The sequence below is a fragment of the Mycobacterium sp. 360MFTsu5.1 genome (genome assembly GCF_000383495.1).
Taxonomy (GTDB): domain Bacteria; phylum Actinomycetota; class Actinomycetes; order Mycobacteriales; family Mycobacteriaceae; genus Mycobacterium; species Mycobacterium mucogenicum_B.
Genome location: NZ_KB911469.1, coordinates 1 through 21,196, shown reverse-complemented (window position 1 = coordinate 21,196; position 21,196 = coordinate 1). Strand labels below are relative to the sequence as shown.

The 21,196-nt window shown below is 63.3% G+C and carries 16 protein-coding genes; 4 read left to right on the top strand and 12 right to left on the bottom strand.

All coding sequences use genetic code 11. The features are described from left to right. Window positions 1-93: 93 nt before the first annotated feature. From H289_RS0119155 to map, 3 genes are all read right to left on the bottom strand, one after another. Window positions 94-1,605, bottom strand: coding sequence for a carboxylesterase/lipase family protein (locus tag H289_RS0119155; RefSeq protein ID WP_029105449.1), 1,512 nt, complete (start codon window positions 1,603-1,605; stop codon window positions 94-96). A 789-nt stretch (window positions 1,606-2,394) separates the two neighbouring features. Beyond that, window positions 2,395-3,237, bottom strand: coding sequence for a hypothetical protein (locus H289_RS0119150; RefSeq protein ID WP_020102431.1), 843 nt, complete (start codon window positions 3,235-3,237; stop codon window positions 2,395-2,397). Window positions 3,238-4,527: 1,290 nt separating this feature from the next. Continuing rightward, window positions 4,528-5,298 (bottom strand): type I methionyl aminopeptidase, encoded by a 771-nt coding sequence (map, locus tag H289_RS0119145; protein ID WP_020102430.1) that lies wholly within the window; start codon window positions 5,296-5,298, stop codon window positions 4,528-4,530. An 84-nt stretch (window positions 5,299-5,382) separates the two neighbouring features. Between map and H289_RS0119140 the strand changes: the two genes are divergently transcribed. Continuing rightward, complete coding sequence (locus H289_RS0119140) at window positions 5,383-5,649, top strand: helix-turn-helix domain-containing protein (protein WP_020102429.1); 267 nt, start codon at window positions 5,383-5,385, stop codon at window positions 5,647-5,649. 173 nt (window positions 5,650-5,822) lie between these two features. Here the strand turns inward: H289_RS0119140 and H289_RS0119135 are convergent, their stop codons facing one another. From H289_RS0119135 to H289_RS0119105, 7 genes are all read right to left on the bottom strand, one after another. Then, window positions 5,823-7,241, bottom strand: a complete 1,419-nt coding sequence (locus tag H289_RS0119135; protein ID WP_020102428.1) for an aspartate ammonia-lyase — start codon at window positions 7,239-7,241, stop codon at window positions 5,823-5,825. 5 nt (window positions 7,242-7,246) lie between these two features. Beyond that, complete coding sequence (locus H289_RS0119130; protein ID WP_020102427.1) at window positions 7,247-8,734, bottom strand: amino acid permease; 1,488 nt, start codon at window positions 8,732-8,734, stop codon at window positions 7,247-7,249. Between the two features lie 125 nt (window positions 8,735-8,859). Further along, window positions 8,860-9,567 carry a FadR/GntR family transcriptional regulator gene (locus H289_RS0119125; RefSeq protein WP_051128537.1) on the bottom strand — a complete coding sequence of 236 codons (708 nt, stop codon included), beginning with the start codon at window positions 9,565-9,567 and terminating at the stop codon, window positions 8,860-8,862. Window positions 9,568-9,600: 33 nt separating this feature from the next. Beyond that, window positions 9,601-10,536, bottom strand: coding sequence for an asparaginase (locus tag H289_RS0119120; RefSeq protein ID WP_029105446.1), 936 nt, complete (start codon window positions 10,534-10,536; stop codon window positions 9,601-9,603). 225 nt (window positions 10,537-10,761) lie between these two features. Beyond that, complete coding sequence (locus H289_RS0119115; RefSeq protein ID WP_020102424.1) at window positions 10,762-11,574, bottom strand: alpha/beta fold hydrolase; 813 nt, start codon at window positions 11,572-11,574, stop codon at window positions 10,762-10,764. 125 nt (window positions 11,575-11,699) lie between these two features. After that, the gene (locus tag H289_RS0119110) at window positions 11,700-13,085 is read right to left on the bottom strand and encodes an aspartate aminotransferase family protein (protein ID WP_020102423.1); all 1,386 of its coding nucleotides are present in this window, start codon (window positions 13,083-13,085) and stop codon (window positions 11,700-11,702) included. Beyond that, window positions 13,082-13,603, bottom strand: coding sequence for an Lrp/AsnC family transcriptional regulator (locus tag H289_RS0119105; RefSeq protein WP_020102422.1), 522 nt, complete (start codon window positions 13,601-13,603; stop codon window positions 13,082-13,084). The genes H289_RS0119110 and H289_RS0119105 overlap by 4 nt, the downstream gene beginning before the upstream one ends. Before the next feature lie 114 nt (window positions 13,604-13,717). Between H289_RS0119105 and H289_RS0119100 the strand changes: the two genes are divergently transcribed. From H289_RS0119100 to H289_RS0119090, 3 genes are all read left to right on the top strand, one after another. Further along, on the top strand, window positions 13,718-15,211 hold the full coding sequence (locus tag H289_RS0119100) for a gamma-aminobutyraldehyde dehydrogenase (protein ID WP_029105445.1): 1,494 nt from the start codon (window positions 13,718-13,720) through the stop codon (window positions 15,209-15,211). Window positions 15,212-15,842: 631 nt separating this feature from the next. Then, entirely contained in the window at window positions 15,843-17,315 is a 1,473-nt protein-coding gene (locus H289_RS0119095; protein ID WP_020102420.1) for an APC family permease, read from the top strand. A 382-nt stretch (window positions 17,316-17,697) separates the two neighbouring features. Beyond that, window positions 17,698-18,012 carry a hypothetical protein gene (locus H289_RS0119090; protein ID WP_020102419.1) on the top strand — a complete coding sequence of 105 codons (315 nt, stop codon included), beginning with the start codon at window positions 17,698-17,700 and terminating at the stop codon, window positions 18,010-18,012. A 156-nt stretch (window positions 18,013-18,168) separates the two neighbouring features. Here H289_RS0119090 and H289_RS0119085 read toward each other — a convergent pair whose 3' ends face one another. Both H289_RS0119085 and H289_RS30845 read right to left on the bottom strand, forming a co-directional pair. Continuing rightward, window positions 18,169-18,798, bottom strand: coding sequence for a TetR/AcrR family transcriptional regulator (locus H289_RS0119085; protein ID WP_020102418.1), 630 nt, complete (start codon window positions 18,796-18,798; stop codon window positions 18,169-18,171). 1,050 nt (window positions 18,799-19,848) lie between these two features. Next, window positions 19,849-21,196: HAMP domain-containing sensor histidine kinase (locus H289_RS30845; protein WP_020102417.1), on the bottom strand; the 1,348-nt coding region annotated here is incomplete at its 5' end.

Here is a 21,196-nt window from a genome sequence, read left to right as displayed (position 1 = left end):
GCTAGGCTGACCTGGCGTTACGTCAGTAGGCATGAACATATGTCAGCAACGCTATTGGCGTTGGAATTGCGCGGTTTCTGGCTGCACGTCGCGCTAACCGGCTGTCGGCAGCCCTAGGGAGAAGCCGTCCCATGCTTGGCGGCGCACGGCATGCGGGTTGTGGTCGACGCGTGATTCGCGGTCGAAGACCATGGCGGCACGCTCATCTGCGCGATAGTGAGGCCAGTCGTGGCCCGGAACTCCTGACCGACTGAAGGCCAGCCACCGTCGTTGCATCTCGTCGCTGACACGAAGCGCTGCGGATCGGTCGGCCCCCGCGGTCAGTAGTTTGCCGACGGGGCTGCGGTACGCGTCGAAAACCGCGAACAGCTCGGTGGCATGTGTGGCACCTAGACCCGTCCAGCGGAGCACCCGGGGTGCGTAGTCGAACTGATATAGGAAGGTGGGGGCGTGGCTGCTGTGTGCCTCAGCGATCTGCCAGGCGGCTGAGCCGAAGACCAGGTCGCCTCCAAGCTGGACGCACGCCGCCGGATGGGGATAGTCGGGATAGGCCGCAGTGATCCTTTCTTTGTGATCGGGTTCGATGTCGGAAAGTAGCTGTTCGATCGAATTTGGTTTCAGCGGAAGGAGTTTGACGATCCGGTCGAACAACTTCCCCTCCTCGGCATTGGTGCCGACAATCAGTGGTACGCGCGACGCAATGCCAGATCGCATGGCCTCGACCGGTTCGACGGGCAGGAAGTCGGTGCCGTAAGTGGGACCAAACGGGAACGCACCCAACTCGGTGGTCTGGTCGGTCAACGACAGTTGTGCGGCCACCAGCTGATCGGGTCCGGCGTCCATGAGTGCAGGAGCCGCATCGGTAACCCGTAGGCCCAACGATTCCGCATAGCGCGAGGCGAACTCAGCGGCGACGGCCGGCGTTCGGCTCAGCACACTTGCCGGACTCTCAGAAATGGCCCGCGCAAATAGCCCGTGTGCAGCAGGGACGGCGAGCAGCGTGGCGACGGTATGTGCGCCCGCACTTTCGCCGAAGATGGTCACGTTGCCCGCGTCGCCCCCGAACTCCGCAATGTTGTCGCGCACCCAGGTCAATGCCAACACCACGTCGCGCAGGTACAGGTTGTCCTCGATGGTGATATCGGCAGTCGACAAGGACGACAGATCGAGGCAGCCCAGCGCGCCGAGGCGGTAATTGACCGACACAAAGACGCATCCTTGGCGCGCGAGGGCGGCGCCGTCGTAGAGCGGTGTGGCGGAACTGCCGAGCATGTAAGCGCCGCCGTGGATGAAGACCATCACCGGTAGCGGCTGGTCGCCCGACCCCTCCGGGGCCGTCACGTTGAGCGTCAGACAGTCCTCGCTCATCGACTGGTATCTGCCGAGTCCCACCATCGTGTACTTGCGCTCTTGATATGCACAGTGTCGAAACTCGTGGCACTCGCGAACTCCGCGCCACGATTCCGCCGGCTGTGGAGCACGCCATCGCAGTGGGCCGATGGGTGGGCGGGCGTACGGGATCGACCGCCAGCGGTGCACCCCATCTTGAGTGAAGCCTTCGACGGTCCCGGAGGTGATCGTGGTTGTGACGGTGCTTTTCGCCATAACTTGACGCTAGTCAAAAATGGCCTCTTGGGCTGAGTGCACCCGGGAGGAGATGGCTCATGCCCGCGCAGCGGGTGGCGGGGAACGGCATCGGCAACTCCATCGACGTCAGCGGGAATTATGGAGATCGGCCCCTTCGCGCCTGCAAACCGCCAGGTCATGTGGTCGATGAGGCGATCCAGTGTGCCCATGTGATCCCAGCACTCCGGGAGTCGGAAGTGGGAGCTACCGCGCATCGCGGCGGTGGGGTCGCGTTCACCACAGCCATCGCGCGGCGCCATGAATGTCGAATGGCAGCGGGGGAGTACTCGGGATATCAATGCGATCGGACTGATGATCACCCCAGAGGCACTCCACTCGCTCCGATTGGAAGCGTTCAAGCCTGCTATTGCTCGCCACACCGCCGTGCTGTGCGTGGTCACGGCCGGGGGAGGGAGCGGTCGTTTAGCGGTACCGCTTGAGCCGTCTGAAATCGCATGCAGCGCTGACTTAGTGATTGCCTTGGGCCGGATCGCTGGCTGCGGGTGGCCGACGGAACTCCTTCTCGACGGCAGGGAGACCACAAAAGGTCGTTCGTTCGCGGTCAGACGCAACCCGAGATTGACCTGGGTTTGCCTAGGCTGCACTGATGTCCCAGTGCAGCAATATCATTCGCTACCACTAGTGGCGTTGTGATCAGGGCTAGGATTGGACTGACTCGTCGTGGGCATTATCGGCAGTAGCCCACGGTGGTCGGCGGCTCTGGGGCGAGAACAGATTGCGTTCTAACGGCGACCATCGATTTGTCTGTCAGCAGCCGGCCCTCTTTAGCTCTTCAAGGTACTGTCCAGCCTGCGTCACAAGCTTTTCCATGATGTCGAGGCACGGACGTCGCTCGCCGGTGTTTGGTATCTCGATCTCCTCCAGGAATGCCGCACTAGCCCATATCGATCCAATTCTGTGTCTGAGGGGCTGTCCGGGTGGAGTCATCCTGCGGCGAATGGTGATGTCTTTCTCGATGATTCCACCGGGGAGAACCCGGATTTCGCCTTCGGCCGTGATGTCGAGGTTGTTATCGCCGAGTGCCAGGCCGGCAATGTTGATTGGGATATCGAGCACCGCGCGGTGTTTATCGCGATTCGCCAAACCGCTGAGGACGGACAGGCCGTGCCAACCGGGGGCTTCGGTTCCGTTGAAAGGTTGGTTCTTCTCAATCACGTCCAGCACGGCAGGGGCCAAAAGGTCCTGCAGCACTTCACGTATTCCCTTCCGCGATGGCTTTACGTTGCCATCGGGGGTCGTGGTTTCCGGGGTGCTTTCCCACTCAGCGCTCGACGTGCTCATGGGGTGATACAGATTTTTGCGTCGCTCTGAGTTGAGCGTCTGTCGGCTCATCGCGTGGCCGTAGACCGCGTGGTCGAGCGCAGCCCGCAGGTTGGTCAGAATGTCTCCAATTATGAGGCTCCACTCCGAGGGTGCGCGCATCTGTACGCGCAGTGTCAGTATGCCCCGAGGGTCGCGATCCCCGAAGGGATAGGACATCCGAAACGACAGTTCATTGTCCAGATCGGCGCCGCGGAACCTGTCGACCGATGCGCGCAGCTCATCCAATTGCACTTGGGCGCGTTCATATTTGGCATAGGCACTTTCCATACTTGTGCATGGTATGGCCGCAAGGCCGAGGAAGACGGTATTGCGGATTCGTCAGCTGTATGCACCGCGATCCAGCGCACCTACGGTCAGCTCAACGGTCCGTCGTGAACGACTCTCATCAGTTTGGCACGCGTATATTACTGACAAGCCACTGAATCGATTAAATGTCAATAGTGTTGCACGGCAGTGTGAATCGTTCGATCGGTCTGGCTCGGTACCGCAGTAGCAGCGAAGAATGGCCAGTCGGTGCTGCCTGGGCGGGGCACCCTAATGAACTGGACAACCGTACCGTTACCGTTTTGCCAGCTGGATGAGAAAAACCTGCTTGCCAACTCGATGAGAATCCCTCGAAACCCCAGATAGGGGAGTCGCGGTTTGCCACGCAGTTTGAGAAGTGACAGGAGGGTGTCACTTCTCAATCTGGGTGGCAAATTCTCATTTGAGATGGCACAACTTGGCAAAATTGCCAACTCGATGAGAGGCCGCGTTGGCCCGGCGCCCGGCGCGCGCTGGATTTCTGGCTGCGGAACGCATACGGTCCCACGTTCTCGACAGCTTGGATGTCGCAGAATGAGGCTCTTCGTCGTCTAGCGCGACTGACCCGGGCGGCCTGCCGATACCTCGGCAGCTATGAATATTCCAGTGCGGCAGCGCTATTGGTGCTGACTCTGACGGTGTGTTCAGGTTATCGATACCCGACATAGGTGGCCATGATCGGCGGTTGACCGATGATCTCTGCTAGCCGCTGCCAGACTTGAGGGCGGAGTCGATGTCGACGACGAACGGCGATGCCCCGGATGAGATCTAACGGCCGAACGGAGTGAAGTAGCCCGAACCGACGATCAAATGCACGTCGTGCTCTGGTCTCGCTATCGCGACGTAGCGGGGTCCACCGAGGCTCCTCCGTCTCCTTTGGGGTCGGATCACGAAAGCCATTGGCGCCTTTCACTTGACGCGGGACAATGCCTTTCACCAACCCCGCGAGGACGACCGTATGGAATTCCCGACCCGTGCGCTGTGATGGGTCGTGACACCACATCTCGAGCGACTACCGCGTATCGAGCCACGTCGACCATCACAAGTTGTTCTCCGCAACGACTCGCGACACCTCACCAGTCGCCGTGGTGTTGTCTTCGTCCGGGTGCCGCGCAGCGATGGCGCCAAGTTCGTGGTTGTTCGCTAGGTTATCGGGCTATTCGGTCGCTGAACTTTCTGGCTCGTAGACGACATCGGGTGGGTCGAGCGCCGCTTGTAGCGTGCGTACCAGTGAGAACCGTGTTGTAGGCGGAGTCACCCGAGTGCGGTGAGTACGCGCGGCCCCGCCTCGGTGATGGCGACGGTGTGCTCGGAATGTGCGGTGTTGGAGCCGTCGGCTGACCGCAAGGTCCAGCCGTCGGCGTCTTTGACCAACCGGTTCGATCCGCGCGACCACCACGGTTCGAGCGCGAGGCACATGCCCGGTTGAAGCCGGAGCCCGCGACCGCGCTTACCGCGATTGGGCACGTGCGGGTCCTCGTGCATGGTGCGACCGATGCCGTGGCCGCCGTAATCGGTGTTGACGGCGTATCCGCAGGCAGAGGCGACATCGGAGATGGCCGCCGAGATGTCGCCGAGGTGGCCACCGGGAACCGCGGCCGCGACAGCCGCGCTGAGGGCCCGTCTCGTGGATTCCACAAGTGCGGTGTCGGCGTCGTCGGCGTTGTCACCGACGATGACAGTGACGGCGGAGTCAGCGGCCCACCCGTCGATGGACACTGCGAAGTCCATCTTGAGCAGATCGCCATCACGCAGCACGTAGTCGTGCGGAAGTCCGTGCAGCACACCGTCATTGACCGACAGGCAGATCACGTTGCGGAACGGGCCGCGGCCGAACGACGGTGCGTAGTCCCAATAGCAACTCGTCGCGCCGCGGTCGGCGACCAGCGCTCTGGCCCGACGCTCGAGCTGCATCAGATTCACGCCAGGTTCGGCTGCGCGCGCCAGCGTCGCGAGTGTCTGCGCGACGAATTCACCGGTGACCGCCATCTTGTCGATCTCGTTGGCGGTCTTCAGTTCGATCATGCGTGGACTCCATCTCGACGCGGTATTTTTATACCATGCGCGACGGTACCAGCAGTGGTATTTGAATACCACTATGCTGTCCACATGGTGCGTATACCGCTCAGTCCCGAACAGATCCGAGCCGGGCAGCGCCTCGGTGCGTTGATCAGGACTGCGCGCGCCGGCCGTGCGCCCGAGGTGATCGCCCGGAACGCGGGCATCTCACCGGAGACGCTGCGCAAGATCGAAGTCGGCAGGCTGCCCAGCCCCAGCTTCGGTACGGTGGTCGGCCTGTGCGATGCGCTGGGCTTGTCACTGGATAAGGCCGTGGCGGTCTGGCGCGGTGACGGTGACAATCAGATCGCGATCTGAAGCGGTCGGCGACGATCAGAGTTTCGTCGCGCACCGATTCACGCCATTGTCGCCTGCTGCGTGTCACCGACCTGATCGCACACCATCACTGTCACAGCGCGAGCAGGTGGTCTGTCATGCGAGTGGGAACGTCGTCATCTGCCCAGTTCAGATGATCAGGGCTGACAAGCATTTCAAGAACTGACCACCGCCTCGCTGTCGCTGGAGAGATTGGCGAGGCGCTCTGGCGCCAAGATCTGCCGGAGCTGCTGTTCGCCGAGGTAGCCGCGCTCGAGGACGATGTCGGCGACGCTGCGGTGGCTGTCCAGTGCTTCGCGCGCTACGTCGGTGGTCTTCGCGTAGCCGAGGTAGGGGTTGAGCGCGGTGGCAAGGCCGATCGAGTGGTGCACGTGTGCGGCCATCGTGGAGACGTTGGCGGTGATGCCCCGCACGCATCGGGTGGTCAGCGTCTGGCACGCCGCGGTGAGTTGGGCGATGCTCTCGAACAGCGATCGGGCGATGATCGGCTCGAACGCGTTGAGCTGCAGTTGGCCTGCCTCGGCGGCCATGGTGATCGTCAGGTCGTTGCCGATCACCGAATAGCACACCTGAGTGACGACCTCGGGGATGACGGGGTTTACTTTTCCGGGCATGATGCTCGAACCGGCTTGGACTGCAGGCAGATTGATCTCGTGGAGGCCGGCACGAGGGCCTGAGGACAGCAGCCGCAGATCGTTGCAGATTTTGGACAGCTTGACCGCGATCCGCCTGAGTATGCCCGACACATGGACGAACGCGCCGGGGTCCTGTGTCGCCTCGATCAGATTCTCGGCAGTCGCCAAAGGGAGTTCAGTCAGTGCGCGCAGGTGCTTACACACCGCGTCGACGTAGCCTGGCGGCGCGTTGAGCCGGGTTCCGATGGCCGTTGCGCCCATATTGATTTCGTGCAGCAGCGCAGTCGACTCGGCCAGCCGCTGGCGGTCCTCACTGATGGTGACCGCATAGCCGCGCATCTCCTGGCCCAGCGTCATCGGCACGGCGTCCTGCAGCTGCGTCCGGCCCATCTTTATGACCCGATCGAACTCCGTGGCTTTGTCGTCAAACGCCGAAATCAGCTGCGCCATTGCGGCATCCAGGCCGTCACACGAGGTAATCGTGGCGATGTTGAGCGCTGTCGGATAGACATCGTTGGTGGATTGGCTCATGTTCACATGGTCAGCGGGATGCAGGTACTGATACTGGCCGATTTCGTGGCCCATGATCTGCAGCGCACGGTTGCCGATCACCTCGTTGGCGTTCATGTTCGTCGACGTCCCGGCTCCGCCCTGGATGACGTCGACGATGAATTGGTCGGCCAACTGGCCTGCGCGGATCTCGTTGCAGGCCTGGTCGATGGCCGCGGCCCGTTCGTCGCTGAGCAATCCGAGGTCGGCGTTGGTGCGTGCCGCGGCTTGTTTCACCACGGCAAGCGCGCAGATCAGGTGCTCGTACCGGCCGATGGTGGTACCGGTGATCGGGAAGTTTTCGACCGCGCGTGCGGTGTGTACGCCCCAATAGGCCTGGGCCGGTACCTCTTTGGCGCCCAGAAGGTCATGTTCGATGCGGGTATTCATTTCTCTCAATCCACTTGTGGGTTGGCGATGACGGGGAACTCGCCGGTATAGCCGAGGCGTTCTTGCGCGACGGCTCGCACGCGCCCTCGCACCAGATACCAGCCGGCGATCAGCATTGGGATGAGCACAACGAGTGTCCCGACCGTCCAGGTGCCCACCGGTGCGTCGCAGGCCATCAAGACCAGCACGGCGACGAGGAACGCCAGGGTGAGGTAGCCGCTGTAGGGGGTGAATGGCATCCGGAACTTTGGTCGTTTCATGGTGCCGGCGTTGGCCATCTTGACCAGTCGCAGTTGGCACAACACGATCGTGCCCCACGAGGCGATGATGCCCAGAGCGGCCATATTCAGGACGATCTCGAAGGCTTGACCGGGGTTGAACGCGTTGAGCACCACACCGAAAAGGCAGATCGCACAGGTCAACAGGATGCCGCCGTAGGGTACGCCCCGTTTGGACATCCGTGCGGTGAACTTCGGGGCGCTGCCATTCATTGCCATGGACCGCAGGATGCGGCCGGTTGAGTAGAGGCCGGCGTTGAGGCTGGAGAACGCGGCGGTGAGCACGACGATGTTCATGATGTCGCCGGCGCCGCCGAAGCCAATCTTGGAAAAGAACGTCACGAAAGGACTTTCGCCGGCCTTATAGGCGGTGTAAGGCAGCAGTAATGCCAGCAGCGACACCGATCCGACGTAGAAGATCGCGATACGAGCGACGACTGAGTTGATGGCGCGCGGCATGATCTTCTCGGGCTCAGCTGTCTCACCGGCGGCGGTGCCCACCAATTCAACTGCGGCATAGGCGAATACCACCCCCGAGGTGACAATGAGCAGTGGGAGCGCGCCGGTGGGAAACAGCCCGCCTTGATGTGACCAGATGCTGAATCCCGTGCTCTGGCCGTCGATCTTGAAGCGTCCGGCCAGGAAGATGGTTCCTGCGACCAGGAACGCCATCAGCGCTATCACCTTGATCAGCGCCGCCCAGAATTCCATCTCGCCGAACCATTTGACCGAAATCATGTTGACCGACAGCACGATCACGAGCGCGATTAGCGCCACCGCCCATTGCGGCACGACGTCGAACGCCTTCCAGAAATGGAAATACGTGGCGATCGCGGTGGTGTCGACGATGGCGGTCATCGCCCAGTTGAGGAAATACATCCAGCCGACGACGTAGGCGGCTTTCTCGCCGAAGAATTCACGCGCATAGGAGACGAACGAGCCCGATGACGGCCGATGCAACACCAGTTCGCCGAGGGCGCGCAGGATCAGGAACACGAAGATGCCGCACACCCCGTATGCCAGGAAGAGGCCCGGTCCTGCGGAGTGCAGTCGGCCGCCCGCCCCGAGGAACAGGCCAGTCCCGATGGCGCCGCCTATCGCGATCATTTGCAGCTGCCGCGGCTTGAGGCCCTTGTGATAGCCCTCATCCTCGCGGGTCAGGTTGACAGCTTTTCGGCGCGCTGTCGGGTCGGTGGTGGTTGGCACCGTCGCCATCGGACTCCCATTCGATATGTGGTCCAGCTGCCAGGCTGTCAGACAGCTTTCCAGCTGAGTGTGGCATGGGTCACTGTCCGCGTCAATAGGAAGTCAGCGGTCGCGACGGCCGTGACTTGGAGGACTCAGGCGGGCGTGTCTCCGGCGAGTTCGGTGACGGCTTGCTCCACCTTGTCGAGATGCCGGCGCATGCATTCGCTGGCGTCGGCGTAGTCACCAGCGGCGATGGCCTGGAGGATCCTGCCGTGTTCGGCGTTGGATGCAGATCTGCGTTCAGCGAAGGCGGCGTTGAGGATGCGGGACTGCTGGCCAAGTGCGTCACGGATCGCTGCGACGACGGTGGTGAACACTTCGTTGCCCGAGGTCTGGGCGATGGCGAGGTGGAATTCGGTGTCGAGCTGAACCCACAGCGCTGGGTCGGTCTCGGCTTGCATCGCGTCGTTGATGCGCGTCAGGTTGGCCAGTTGGGCGTCGGTGCGCCGACGCGCGGCCCAGCCGGCGGCGGGCACTTCGATGTAGGGACGCGCTTCGATGAGGTCCCGTGCCGAGAACTTGCCGTAACGCGGTGAGGCCGCATGCGACGCTACGACCACGGTTCCGGAGCCGGTCTTCGTCGAGGTCAAGCCCAGGGTTTGGCAGGAGCGCAACGCTTCGCGGATTACAGAGCGGCTGACCCCGTAGCGCTCGGCGAGCGCGGCTTCCGGTGGCAGCTTGGCTCCGATGGGCAGGTCGCCGGCTTCGATGGCCGTGCACAGATCCTCGAGCACTGCTTCGGTTGCGTTGCGCCGCACGATCGTCGCGGGCCGATCTGTCCAGCTATAAGGCAGATTCACGCCTCTTAGGGTGCGCGCGCTGATCGGACGCTGTCAACGCGGCGCGACGGGGTCGCGGGCTTCGGCGAAGGCGTCGACCATCTGGTCTCGCTCGGCGCCGCAGGCCAGCAGCGCGGCCAGCTGGATGCGAGCCTGCGCTGCCCGTAGCCACGGAGAGGCGATTGCGCCGGCGGCAATCAGGTCGTGACCGCCACCGCTACCCCCGTAGACGGGTTCGACGACACCATCGGGCACCCGACTGGTGACCACGACGGCGACACCACGCAGGATGCAATCGCTCACGGCGCCAAGGATATTCGGGTTGGCATTGCCTGAACCCATCGAATCGAGGACGATCCCACGCGCGCCGGCCGACACGCTGGCATCGATGTGCGTTCGGTCGACGCCCGGATACAGGGCGACGATGTCGACGCGTTGTTGGCCGATTGTTGGGTGCCAAGGTAACGCCGCGGGACGCTGAGCGGCCGGTGCGTACTGCCGATAGGCATCGAGCTGGGTGGTGTGAGCCTTGCGCGCGCCCCGGGCGGCTAGAAGCTGGCCACCAAACGCAATCAGCACTCCTTGCTCGCGCGAGTCGGCGCTGCGCGCAGCCTGTATTGCAAACGAGATGTTGTGCGGCCCGTCGGGGTCGGGATGGTCGGCAGGCCGCTGCGCGCCGGTCACCACCACCGGACGGGGATCGTCGTGGAAGAGATCGAGGAACATTGCGGTCTCCTCGAGGGTGTCAGTGCCATGCAAAATCACCACCGCATCGGTGTCCGGATCATCGAGCACCTCGGTAACGGCGTTGCGGAGGGAGGTCATCCGCTGTAACGACATCGTCGAGGAGTCGATCGCCATGACGTCGCGCACCAAAACATCCGGACCGATGAGGTGGCTGATCGCGCCCCGCGCCAACGGAGAGATACGGCCATCACAGCTGCGACCGCTGGCGATTGTGCCACCGGTGGTCAGCACTGCAACTGGCACTGTCGTCTCCTCCAGATCCGGCCCAAAGCGCCATTTGTACCACGAGCATGCCAAATCTGTCAGACAGATTATTGCGGAGGTGGGAATCCTCCTCGACGGCGGTGGCTGCCGTCAGGCAAGACGGGGACTCAGCCCGCTAGAGCACGCAGGGTCCGCTGGGGACTGACCAGTCTCACGAACGTGTCTGTCGTGTAACGGAATAACCGCTCACAGTTGTCGTCGGGGTCACGCGGGCACCTCGGCGTCGATCGTGCCGGGCGCGTGCTGGGCGATGGCATGGGCGGCGATGAGGTCGGCGACCCGACGGTGCGCGACTTCGTTGAGCACGTCGTGCGCGGCACCCTCGATGACCTCGACCCGCAGCCGCAGCAGTCGGTCGCGCCAGCCCAGGATTGCGGTCGGCGGCGCGATGGTGTCGTGCTCGCCGTGTACAGCGAGGATTGGTAGCTGTAGCTCCGGCAGCTCGGCCTCGAGGCGCCGCCACGCTGGCGGGAAGAGCCGGGATAGGAGGCCCACTACGTCGGCACCGGTGAATGCCAGCGGGTCGTTGACGAGTTCGTCGCGGTAGGTGGGGTCGGCGGACAGCGCGTCGAGTTCCAACTCGAACGGCTGCGCCGAGTCGGCCTCGTTGAGCCACTGCAGTGGATCGAGTGCCGCTCCACTGACCACCACGGCGCGGTACCGGTTGGTGTCCTCGAGTGCGGTGAGCAGCGCGCCTACGCTGCCGAGCGAGTGCCCGGCGATCACCAACGGGACGTCGGGGCCCTGTTGGACGGCCAGTGCGGTGAGCGTGCGGGCGTTGGAGACCACGTCGGTGAAGTCGCCGACGTCGCCCCGGGTGCCGTCGGACAGTCCGTGGCCGGGCTGGTCGAGTGCCCATAGATCGATGCCGTGGCGGCCGAGCTCGGCGGCGAACCGGTGGTAGAGACCGGAGTGCTCGCCGAACCCGTGCAAGAAGACCAGTGCTGCGGCTGGCTCTTCGGTGAAGGTCCAGTGTCGGTAGAAGACCCGTCCGGCGGCGCCGTCGAAGAAGGGCATGTGGGCTCCGTATCGGTGGTGAATTGTGTATTCGATTGCCACCGTGGCCGATTCGCCGCCGCCGGCCCACCGTTTGAACCTGCTGGATTCGAAAGTCGCCGTGCGCGACGTGTCGGGCCGGTGCCCTAAAGGCGGCGCCCGGCCTCGTCGAGAACGTTGCGCAGGATGTCGTAGATCGCGTCGAACTCCTTCTGCCCGCTGATCAGCGGCGGAGCCAGCTGGATCACTGGGTCGCCACGATCGTCCGCGCGGCAGTACAGACCCGCCTCCCACAGTGCGGGGGTGAGGAAGCCGCGCAGCAGGCGCTCAGACTCTTCTGCGTTGAAGGTCTCCCTGGTGGCCTTTTCTTTCACGAGTTCGATGCCGTAGAAGAATCCCTCGCCGCGGACATCGCCGACGATGGGCAGGTCGTACAGCTTCTCCAGGGTGGCCCGGAACGCCGGCGCGGTCTCCTTGACGTGAGTGTTGATGCCCTCACGCTCGAAGATATCGAGGTTGGCCAGCGCCACCGCGGACGACACCGGGTGTCCGCCGAAGGTATAGCCGTGCGCGAACATCGTCTTGCCGTCGTTGAAGGGTTCGAACAGGCGATCGCTGGCGATCATCGCGCCGATCGGGGAGTAGCCGGACGTCAAACCCTTTGCGCTGGTGATGATGTCGGGAATGTAGCCGAAATCGTCGCAGGCGAACATCGAGCCGATGCGGCCGTAGGCGCAGATCACCTCGTCGGACACCAGGAGTACGTCGTACTGGTCGCAGATCTCACGCACGCGCTGGAAGTATCCCGGCGGCGGTGGGAAGCACCCGCCGGCGTTCTGCACTGGCTCGAGGAACACGGCGGCGACGGTATCGGGACCCTCGAATTCGATGGCCTCGGCGATGCGGTCGGCGCAGTACCGGCCGAATGCCTCCGGGTCGTGTGCATAGGCATCGGGCGCCCGGTAGAAGTTGGTGTTCGGTGCGCGAAAGCCGCCAGGGGTGAGCGGTTCGAACGGCGCCTTGAAAGCCGGGATACCGGTGATCGCCAGTGCGCCCTGAGGGGTTCCGTGATACGCGATGGAACGCGAAATCACCTTGTGCTTACCGGGTTTTCCGGTCAACTTGAAGAACTGCTTGGCCAGCTTCCACGCACTCTCGACCGCTTCGCCGCCGCCGGTGGTGAAGAAGACCCGGTTCAGGTCGCCCGGCGCATAGTTGGCGATACGCTCGGCCAGTTCGATCGCGGTCGGCGTTGCGTAGGACCACAACGGGAAGAAGGACAGCTGCTCGGCCTGGCGGGCAGCTGCCGCCGCGAGTTCTTCGCGGCCGTGCCCGACCTGCACGACGAACAGGCCCGAAAGCCCGTCGATGTAGCTCTTGCCCCGATCATCGAAGATGGTGACACCCTCGCCGCGGGTGATGATGGGCGGGGTGATGTCGGCGCCGTGGCGGGCGAAGTGCCCCCACAGGTGCCGCTTGGCCTTGGCGGCCAGGTCGGTTGAAAGTGTTTGTGCTGCATTGATTGTTGTCATCGCGTGCCCCAGTTGTATTGCTGTTTGACGAGTTTGAGATAGACGAGCGTTTCGGTGGACAGCACCCCCGGCACCGCTCGAATCTTGCTGTTGAGCAGGTCGAGCAGGTGGCTGTCGTCTTCGCAGACGACTTCGATGATGATGTCGAAGGTTCCGGCGGTCAGCACGACGTAGTCGACGGACGCAATGGCGGCAAGTTCGTCGGCGACCTTGGTGGTGTCGCCCGTGCAGCGAACGCCGATCAAGGCCTGGCGTCCGAAGCCCATTTGAACGGGGTCCGTCACGGCGACGATCTGCATGACGCCGCAGTCGATCATGCGCTGGACCCGTTGTCGCACGGCCGCTTCCGACAGCTCGACCGCTTTACCGATGGCGGCGTAGGACTGCCTGCCATCCTGCTGCAGTTGCTCGATGATCTCTTTCGAGAGTTCGTCGAGCTGGAATGCGGTGCCGCCCCGAGATTGGCCGCTGCGCGTAGGCATCGCAGCGGCATCGGGCGGTGCATCTGGGATGGCCATGGCGTCAATTGTGCACGGATTTCGTCGTCTTGCACAACATGTTCGACGGAATCAGTCGAAGAACACGTGATTTCAAGTGGAATCCGCAGCAGTGTTGAGGTAGCGTTCAGGATCGTGAGCGCAGGTGTAGGCCAGGTCGTCGCAGGTAGCTTCATCAACGGAAAGACTGTGACGACGGACGGGAGTCCGTTCGAGATCGTCAATCCGGCGACGGGTGCTGTCGTGGCGTCGTACGCGCTGGCGACGCCCGCCGATGTAGACGCCGCAGTGGCCGCGGCCCGCGCCGCACAGCCGAGCTGGGCCCGGGCCACTCCGGCCGAACGGGCCACGGTTCTGGCACGGTTGGCCCGACTGGCCGCCGAGAACGCTGACGAGCTGGTAGATCAGGAGGTCAGCCAGACCGGTAAACCGGTCCGGCTGGCGGCAAACTTCGACGTCCCCGGCAGCGTCGACAACATCGACTTTTTCGCCGGTGCCGCCCGACACCTCGAGGGCAAGGCCACTGCCGAGTACTCGGCCGACCACACGTCGAGCATCCGGCGCGAGGCGGTCGGCGTGGTCGCCACCATCACGCCGTGGAACTACCCGCTGCAGATGGCGGTCTGGAAGGCGTTGCCCGCGTTGGCGGCTGGTTGTGCCGTGGTGATCAAGCCTGCCGAGATCACCCCGCTGACCACGCTCACGCTGGCCCGGTTGGCGGCCGAAGCGGGGCTGCCCGAAGGTGTGTTCAATGTCGTGACCGGTCTGGGCGCGGACGTCGGCGCGGCCCTTGCCGGGCATCGTGACGTCGACATGGTGACGTTCACCGGCTCGACGGCGGTCGGGCGACGGGTGATGACAGCTGCGGCGGTCCACGGCCACCGCACGCAACTCGAACTCGGCGGCAAGGCTCCGTTCGTGGTCTTCGATGACGCCGACTTGGATGCCGCGATCCATGGTGCGGTGGCGGCATCCCTGATCAACACCGGCCAGGATTGCACTGCGGCGACCCGCGCCATCGTGGCGCAACCGTTGTACGACGACTTTGTTGCCGGCGTTGCCGAACTGTTCGGCAAGGTCGTCACCGGAGACCCGCATGACCCGAATACCGATCTGGGACCGGTGATCTCGACGCCACACCGGATCAAGGTCGCCGGCATGGTGGAACGGGCGCAGCAGCACGGTGGGAGGATCGTGACGGGCGGCACACTGCCCGAGGGTTCCGGCACGTTCTACCCGCCGACACTGATTGCGGATGTAGCGGAAGACTCCGAGATCTACCGTGATGAGATTTTCGGTCCCGTGCTGACCGTGCGGCCCTTCGTTGACGACGACGACGCACTGCGGCAGGCCAACGACACCGAGTACGGCCTGGCGGCCTCGGCATGGACTCGCGACGTGTATCGAGCTCAGCGGGCATCGCGCGAAATCCAGGCCGGCTGCGTGTGGATCAATGACCACATTCCGATCATCTCCGAAATGCCACATGGCGGTTTCGGTGCTTCCGGGTTCGGTAAAGACATGAGCGCCTATTCGTTCGAGGAATACCTGACCATCAAACATGTGATGAGCGATATCACCTCGGTTGCCGAGAAAGACTGGCATCGAATCATCTTCGCCAAGAGGTAATAGTCCGCGGGATCGCAGATGTTGATCCCAGGTGTCAAAGCCCTGTGAAGTGCTCAATTCGGCACTGTCGAAGAAATTCAGGGCTCGCCAAACCAACGTCGACCATGTTCCACGCAGATTCACGTTGCATGCGCGTATAAGTTTGTGCTGCAACACTATTCAGTGCAACGGTCCCTCATCGCCGACCGGCTCCCGAATTCCAGAACCCAGGCTTTCTTTCAAGATTTCGCGACGCGAGCGTATATCGACGACGCTGATCTCTGGCTCTGATTCCGCGTTCCCTGGTGTGGGGATATGTGGACTCATGGTGTGAGCGGTGGCACCTTCGGTAATGCTTCGTTTCAGGAAACGCGGCGGCCGAAATAATGACGAATGCACTCAATGCTGACCAGACATGACTGGCTTCTGTGACGACCGTCATGGCTGACAGTGGATTTTGTTGGCGCTTTTAACATTCGTTGTCACTACCGGTAACAAGCCGACCCTAAAGTTGGCCGCGGATGGTGGACCGAAAGCGGTTGTCCCGCTGGGTCAATTCACCCAATACACACGTCAGCCGCCGGCACCGCAGCCGGCAGGCGGTCCGCGCCGTGGTCGCGGGCCGACCAATCGCCATTGAGGAGACCGATCAATGCCGTCTATATCCAATGTCGAGCGGCTCGAGGAAGTCAGAGATGCCCAGGAGAACGCGGGCACCGGACTCGCGGCCGCCAGCATGAGCGGTGTCGAGCTCGTCGCGCAGTCGACCGCCGGCATCGCGCCAAGTGCCGTGATGGTTTCCGGCGCAACGCTTGTGGCGGCCAGCGCCAGCGCAGGCACCTTGTATTCCTACGCCGTCTCCTTGTGCGTGCTGCTCTTGGTGGGCTGGTGCGTGTCCCGGGCGGCACGGTTGCGGCCGGGAGAGGACCTGCTCTCACATATCACCGCCGCGTTCGGTAGAGCGGTCGGGTTCGTCGGGTCGACCGGTCTCGCCTTCGGGTACCTGCTCATCTCCGTCGGCTGCGTCGCCCAGTTCTCGCAGTACGCCAAACCCCTTCTCGGAGTGGCTCCACCGGCGAGCGCCGGCGCGCCCGCTACTTCGATCTCGGTAATGGTGATCCTCGAAGTTGTGTGCGTGGTCTGCGCAGCATGGATGATGATCCGCGGCGTCCGGATCTCCGCCTGGACCGGTGTGGTACTCGAGGTGCTCTCTATCGGAGCAATTCTGTTGGTGCTCACCATGGTTTTGATTCGGCATGGGGTCAGTCTCGCGCCGCTGATGCCCACGGGAATCACGGTGCAACAGGTGGTCAGCGGCATGGTGCTGGCGACCCTGGGTTTCGTCGGGTTCGAGTCAGCCGCTTGTTTGTCGGTCGAGGCCAAGGACCCACAACGGACAATCCCACGTGCCGTCACGGGCAGTGCGCTACTGGCCGGCGCGCTCTACCTGTATGGGTCTTACGCGCAGATCGTCGGTTTCGGTGGTGCCGACAACCTGGCCGCCGACGCAACGCCTTTGAACACATTGGCCGACGGCCTTGGCATGCACTGGCTTGGGCTGTCCATCGATCTGGGTGCGGTGGCTTCCAACTTCGCCTGTGTGGCCGGCTCACTGACAGCGGCCAGCCGCGTACTGCGCTCGATGGGTGAGTCGCAGTTGGTGCACAGCAAGCTCGCCGCGACGCATCCCATCCGCAAGACGCCGCATGTGGCGATCATCTTGCTCAGTGCGGCCGCCCTGGTCGCGGCACTCGGATTGGGACTCAGCGGAATCAACGAGCTCGACGTGTACTCCTACACCGGCACCATGGGAACCTTCGGCTACATGATCGCCTACATGCTGATGGGGCTGGGTATCCCGATTCTGGTGCGGCGCCTGGCGCCACAGACCAGCGTTGGCATCGCCGCCATCATTGGGCTGACCGTCACGTGCTGCCTCGCGTACGTCTTCTACCGCAACGTGTATCCGGTCCCGGCCTGGCCGACAGCCGTGATCCCGTGGATCTTCCTGGCAGTGCTGCTCGCCGCGGCGGCGTGGTATGTCGCGGGACCGGCCCGCGTCGCACGCAGGCAGACCCGCGAATCGTCGGTGGCCGCGGAGCCGGCGCCCGAGCCGGCGAGGTGAGGGTGAGGGCGCCCGCATCGGCACGTAACCAAGCGGGCGTCATGCCACCGGCTTAACCCACTCCAAAGCCCCGGAACGGACCGGAGTCAAGGCGGCGAAGCCGCAACCGATGTCCGCCAACTCAGCGCTACACCTTTTGGTGTGGCGCTGTTTTGGCGTTCATCGGGTAACGAGCGTGACGATGGTCTGTTCCGTGGCGTGGTTACCTTCGCCCATCGACCTCGCGCAATTTCCCATGCCGTGCCGGGCTTACGGCGAGGACAAGTCAATTCGGAAACCAGGGATAGCCATAGTCGGCTCTCATTACGTCGATACGGATTTCCCAGAGTGGACGGCTACCTTTTGCCAAAGGCAGCAGTCAATCGAGGGAGGTCCGCGCCACATGACGCTCACACTGATCACACGAGGCGCCATCATTTCAGCCACTGCGCTTGCGGTTTCGGTGGCTGGCGCCGGCGTTGCGCAGGCGTCTCCCGACACCGTCAACCAGGACAATCACGCCGGCCAGTCGCGTTCGGGCAAGACCGCACGCAACAACACCAACGGCCTTGACTGGGGCGACGATTGGAGTCTGGGCGGCTTTCCGCCGATCAACCTGTCGAGCTTGCCGGCGCCCAACGTGAACCTGTCGGTTCCGCTGTCTTTGGGCTTGCCCGGCTTGTCCCTACCAAGCCTCAACCTCAATCTTTTTCACTGACTTCGCCGCGCCTCTGAGCCCGTCAGACCGCAGGCCTGCGGAGCAAGGGGTGGGCTTGTGTTTGCAGCGACTGCACTCGTCTGACCCGGTGGCACCCGGATGAGTCACCTGCGAGCGTCAGATCCCTTGTCAAATCGAGGATTCCGCGATTGCCTGTCAGCCGGCAAGTAGTCTGTCTGTAATCAGCAGCTCGAAAGCACTCACGATGGCCGGGAGATTCTCGGCAGGGCCAACTGCCGTCGGATAAGAGGCGATACCGCACAGAACCGCGACCATCGCTTCGGCGGCGTCCGCGATATTGGTTTCAGAGCTGAGTTCGTCGCGGTCGACAGCCTCGCGCATTGCCGACGAGATGAACGTCCGGGCAGCACGCAGCACCGAGTGGTCGGTGACGATCAACTTTGCGTCGCGTACCGATTCACGCACTGCGGCGGCGACGAGCTGGGCGTTGCACTGGTCGGGATTGTCGGCGCCCAGTGCCGCTGAAAAGAAGCTCACGAGCTGGGAAGTCAAGGTTTCCGAGTTTCGGGCCGTAGCGGCCGCTTCTGCAATCACAGCGGCCGCCGGACGGTCGATGGCGTCGCGGTACAACTGTGGCTTGTTGGCAAAATGATAATGAAGTGCCGGTCGGGACAAGCCTGCCCGGGCTGCGATGACCTCGAACGTCGTTGTTGTGTAACCGAATTCAATGAACGACTCGCGCGCCGCACGCAGGATGCGCTGGCGGTTGGCAGTAGTTGTTTCCGCCGACGGGCGGCCCGGCTTGCGACGCGCTATCGGTGCCATCGCTCCATTATGTGTTGATACAACCGCTGTCACGCCTCGCCGGCAATATGCGTTTTCTGTCAATTGCCACTGTGGTAACTATTAGCCCGAAGGCGACATGCGGAGGCGAGCGTCACGTGAAGCAGGCTCGAATGAAATATCCATATTCCCAATCGAACTGCAGCTCCGAATGCATATGGATATCACAGGACAGTGAAGCGTTACGCATTGCATGTTGGATTACAGTCGTTGCAGGACAACATAATTGATGCAAGAAGGGAGCTACATGTCCAGCTCAGTCACACGCCGGCCCAAATTCGTCGGCGCCGCCATTTTCGTCACCGGACTTGGATTGACCGCCAGCCTGCTGGGTGCCGGGGTCGCCAACGCTGATCCGCCCCCGCCGCCGCCAGGACAGTGCGCACCGCCCCCTGCTCCATGCCCTCCTCCGCCGCCCCCTCCGCGGTGATCAAGAAGGGTCGCTGACCAAATCCAGGCGGCGCGGCGTGCGATCAATTGCGCGCCGCGCCGTCGCCATTTTCTTCACGTCCCACCTTAAGACGTTGTCCTACAAATTGATTGCTGCATCCGACAAGCATTGCGATCGCGGTCGTCCGGTGGCACAGATAATCCCGGAGCTCGTTCCGAAGAGTGCCGCGCGGAGAGGCCGCCCTGGCATATGGTGCATGTGAGTGCGGCGCTCGGACACGTCACATACGCAGTTCCTAGCCGCGCGACAGTTTGCTCATAACGGGTGGGCATACGCTCGAAAAGCCAGCGGCCCCGCGACAGCCAGTTGGTAACGATGATGTCCGACGACATCGTCTCAGTTATGCGACACGCGAGCGATCACTCCTCCCGATCGCTCGCGTGTCGCGCCTGTGCGGAGGCCAGGAATGCTGTGCGGCAGCCATTTTCACTAGTTCAGCAGACCGGAACACTCTGGGATATGGTCTGCTGCTGTGGGGTTGTTCCACGGCGAAGAAGCGGTTACCGGGCGCGAGACGGAGACGGGTTGCGCCCGCCGCGGGTCGGTCACTGCGGACCGCGTATGAGCGGTCTTGGGCGCGGCTATGTCTGTATTTCGCGTGCCGGGAGCGTCACTGTGAATGCAGACCCATTCGGGCTGCTGTCGACTGCGATGGTGCCGCGATGTGCCTTGGCGACGGCTTGCGCGATGGCCAAACCGAGGCCGGTGCTGCCGGCAGCACGCGATCGGGATTCGTCTCCTCGCGCGAAGCGTTCGAAAATGTCCGGCAGCACATCGGCGGGGATGCCGGGCCCGTTGTCGGACACCGTCAACGAGATGGCACCGTCGGCGGTATCGGTGAGCGCAGTGACCACTGTGGTGCCGGCGGGGGTGTGGACGCGGGCGTTCGAGAGCAGGTTGGTCAGTACCTGTTGCAGCCGCGGCCGGTCGCCGACGGCGATCACCGGGTGATCCGGCAGGTCCAGGGCCCACCGATGTTCGGGGCCGGCCATGTGGGCGTCGCTCACCGCGTCGATCACCATCTGGGACAGGTCGACTTCGTCATGGGCCAAGGGCCGGCCGGCGTCGAGTCGGGCCAGCAGCAGCATGTCCTCGACCAGTTGACTCATTCGGCGGGACTCGGCATGGACGCGGGTCAGCGCATAGACCAGATCGTCGCGTGACGCATCGGTCGCGTCCCCGGGTATTCCCGTGACCAGGCGGCGGGCCACCTCGGTGTATCCCTGTATCGAGGCCAGCGGGGTGCGCAACTCGTGGCTCGCGTCGGCGACGAACTGGCGTACCCGGGTCTCGCTGGCATGGCGGGTGGCCAGCCCGTCGGCGACGCGGTCGACCATGCTGTTGAGAGCGGTGCCGAGCCGGCCCACCTCGGTATGCGCGGTATCGGCGGACACCGGCTCGATCTGCGCCGGCAATCGCACCTCGCCTTCGTGCAGCGGCAGCCCGGCAACGTGTTGCGCCGCTTCGGACATCCGTGACAGCGGAACGAGTTCCCTGCGGATCATCACGGTGCCCGCGGCAATCGCCGCGGCCAGCGCCAGCGCGGAGAACCCGCCGATCATCCAGGTGACGGATCGCAGCGTCTGTTGCACCCCGGACAGCGGCAGACCCGCCACCACGACCCCGTCATTCGATGACTCCGCCACGAGCCGGTAGGGCCCCAGGCCGTCGAGGTCGACACTGACGGTACGTTCCTCGGGAACCTGCTCCAGCTGTTTCAGTGCCGCAGAACTGACCGACCGGCGGTCGCCACTGGTCAGGATGACTGCCGCCTGGCTCTGCCCGGGCTGCGCGACAACCGCGCCGACGGTGCCCGCTGATTGGCCTGGCCCATCGAGGAACATCGGTCCGGGGCCGGAGAATCGCACGAACGGTGGTGGTCCGATCTCGTAGAACGCCATGGACCGGGATTGGGCATCGAACACCTGG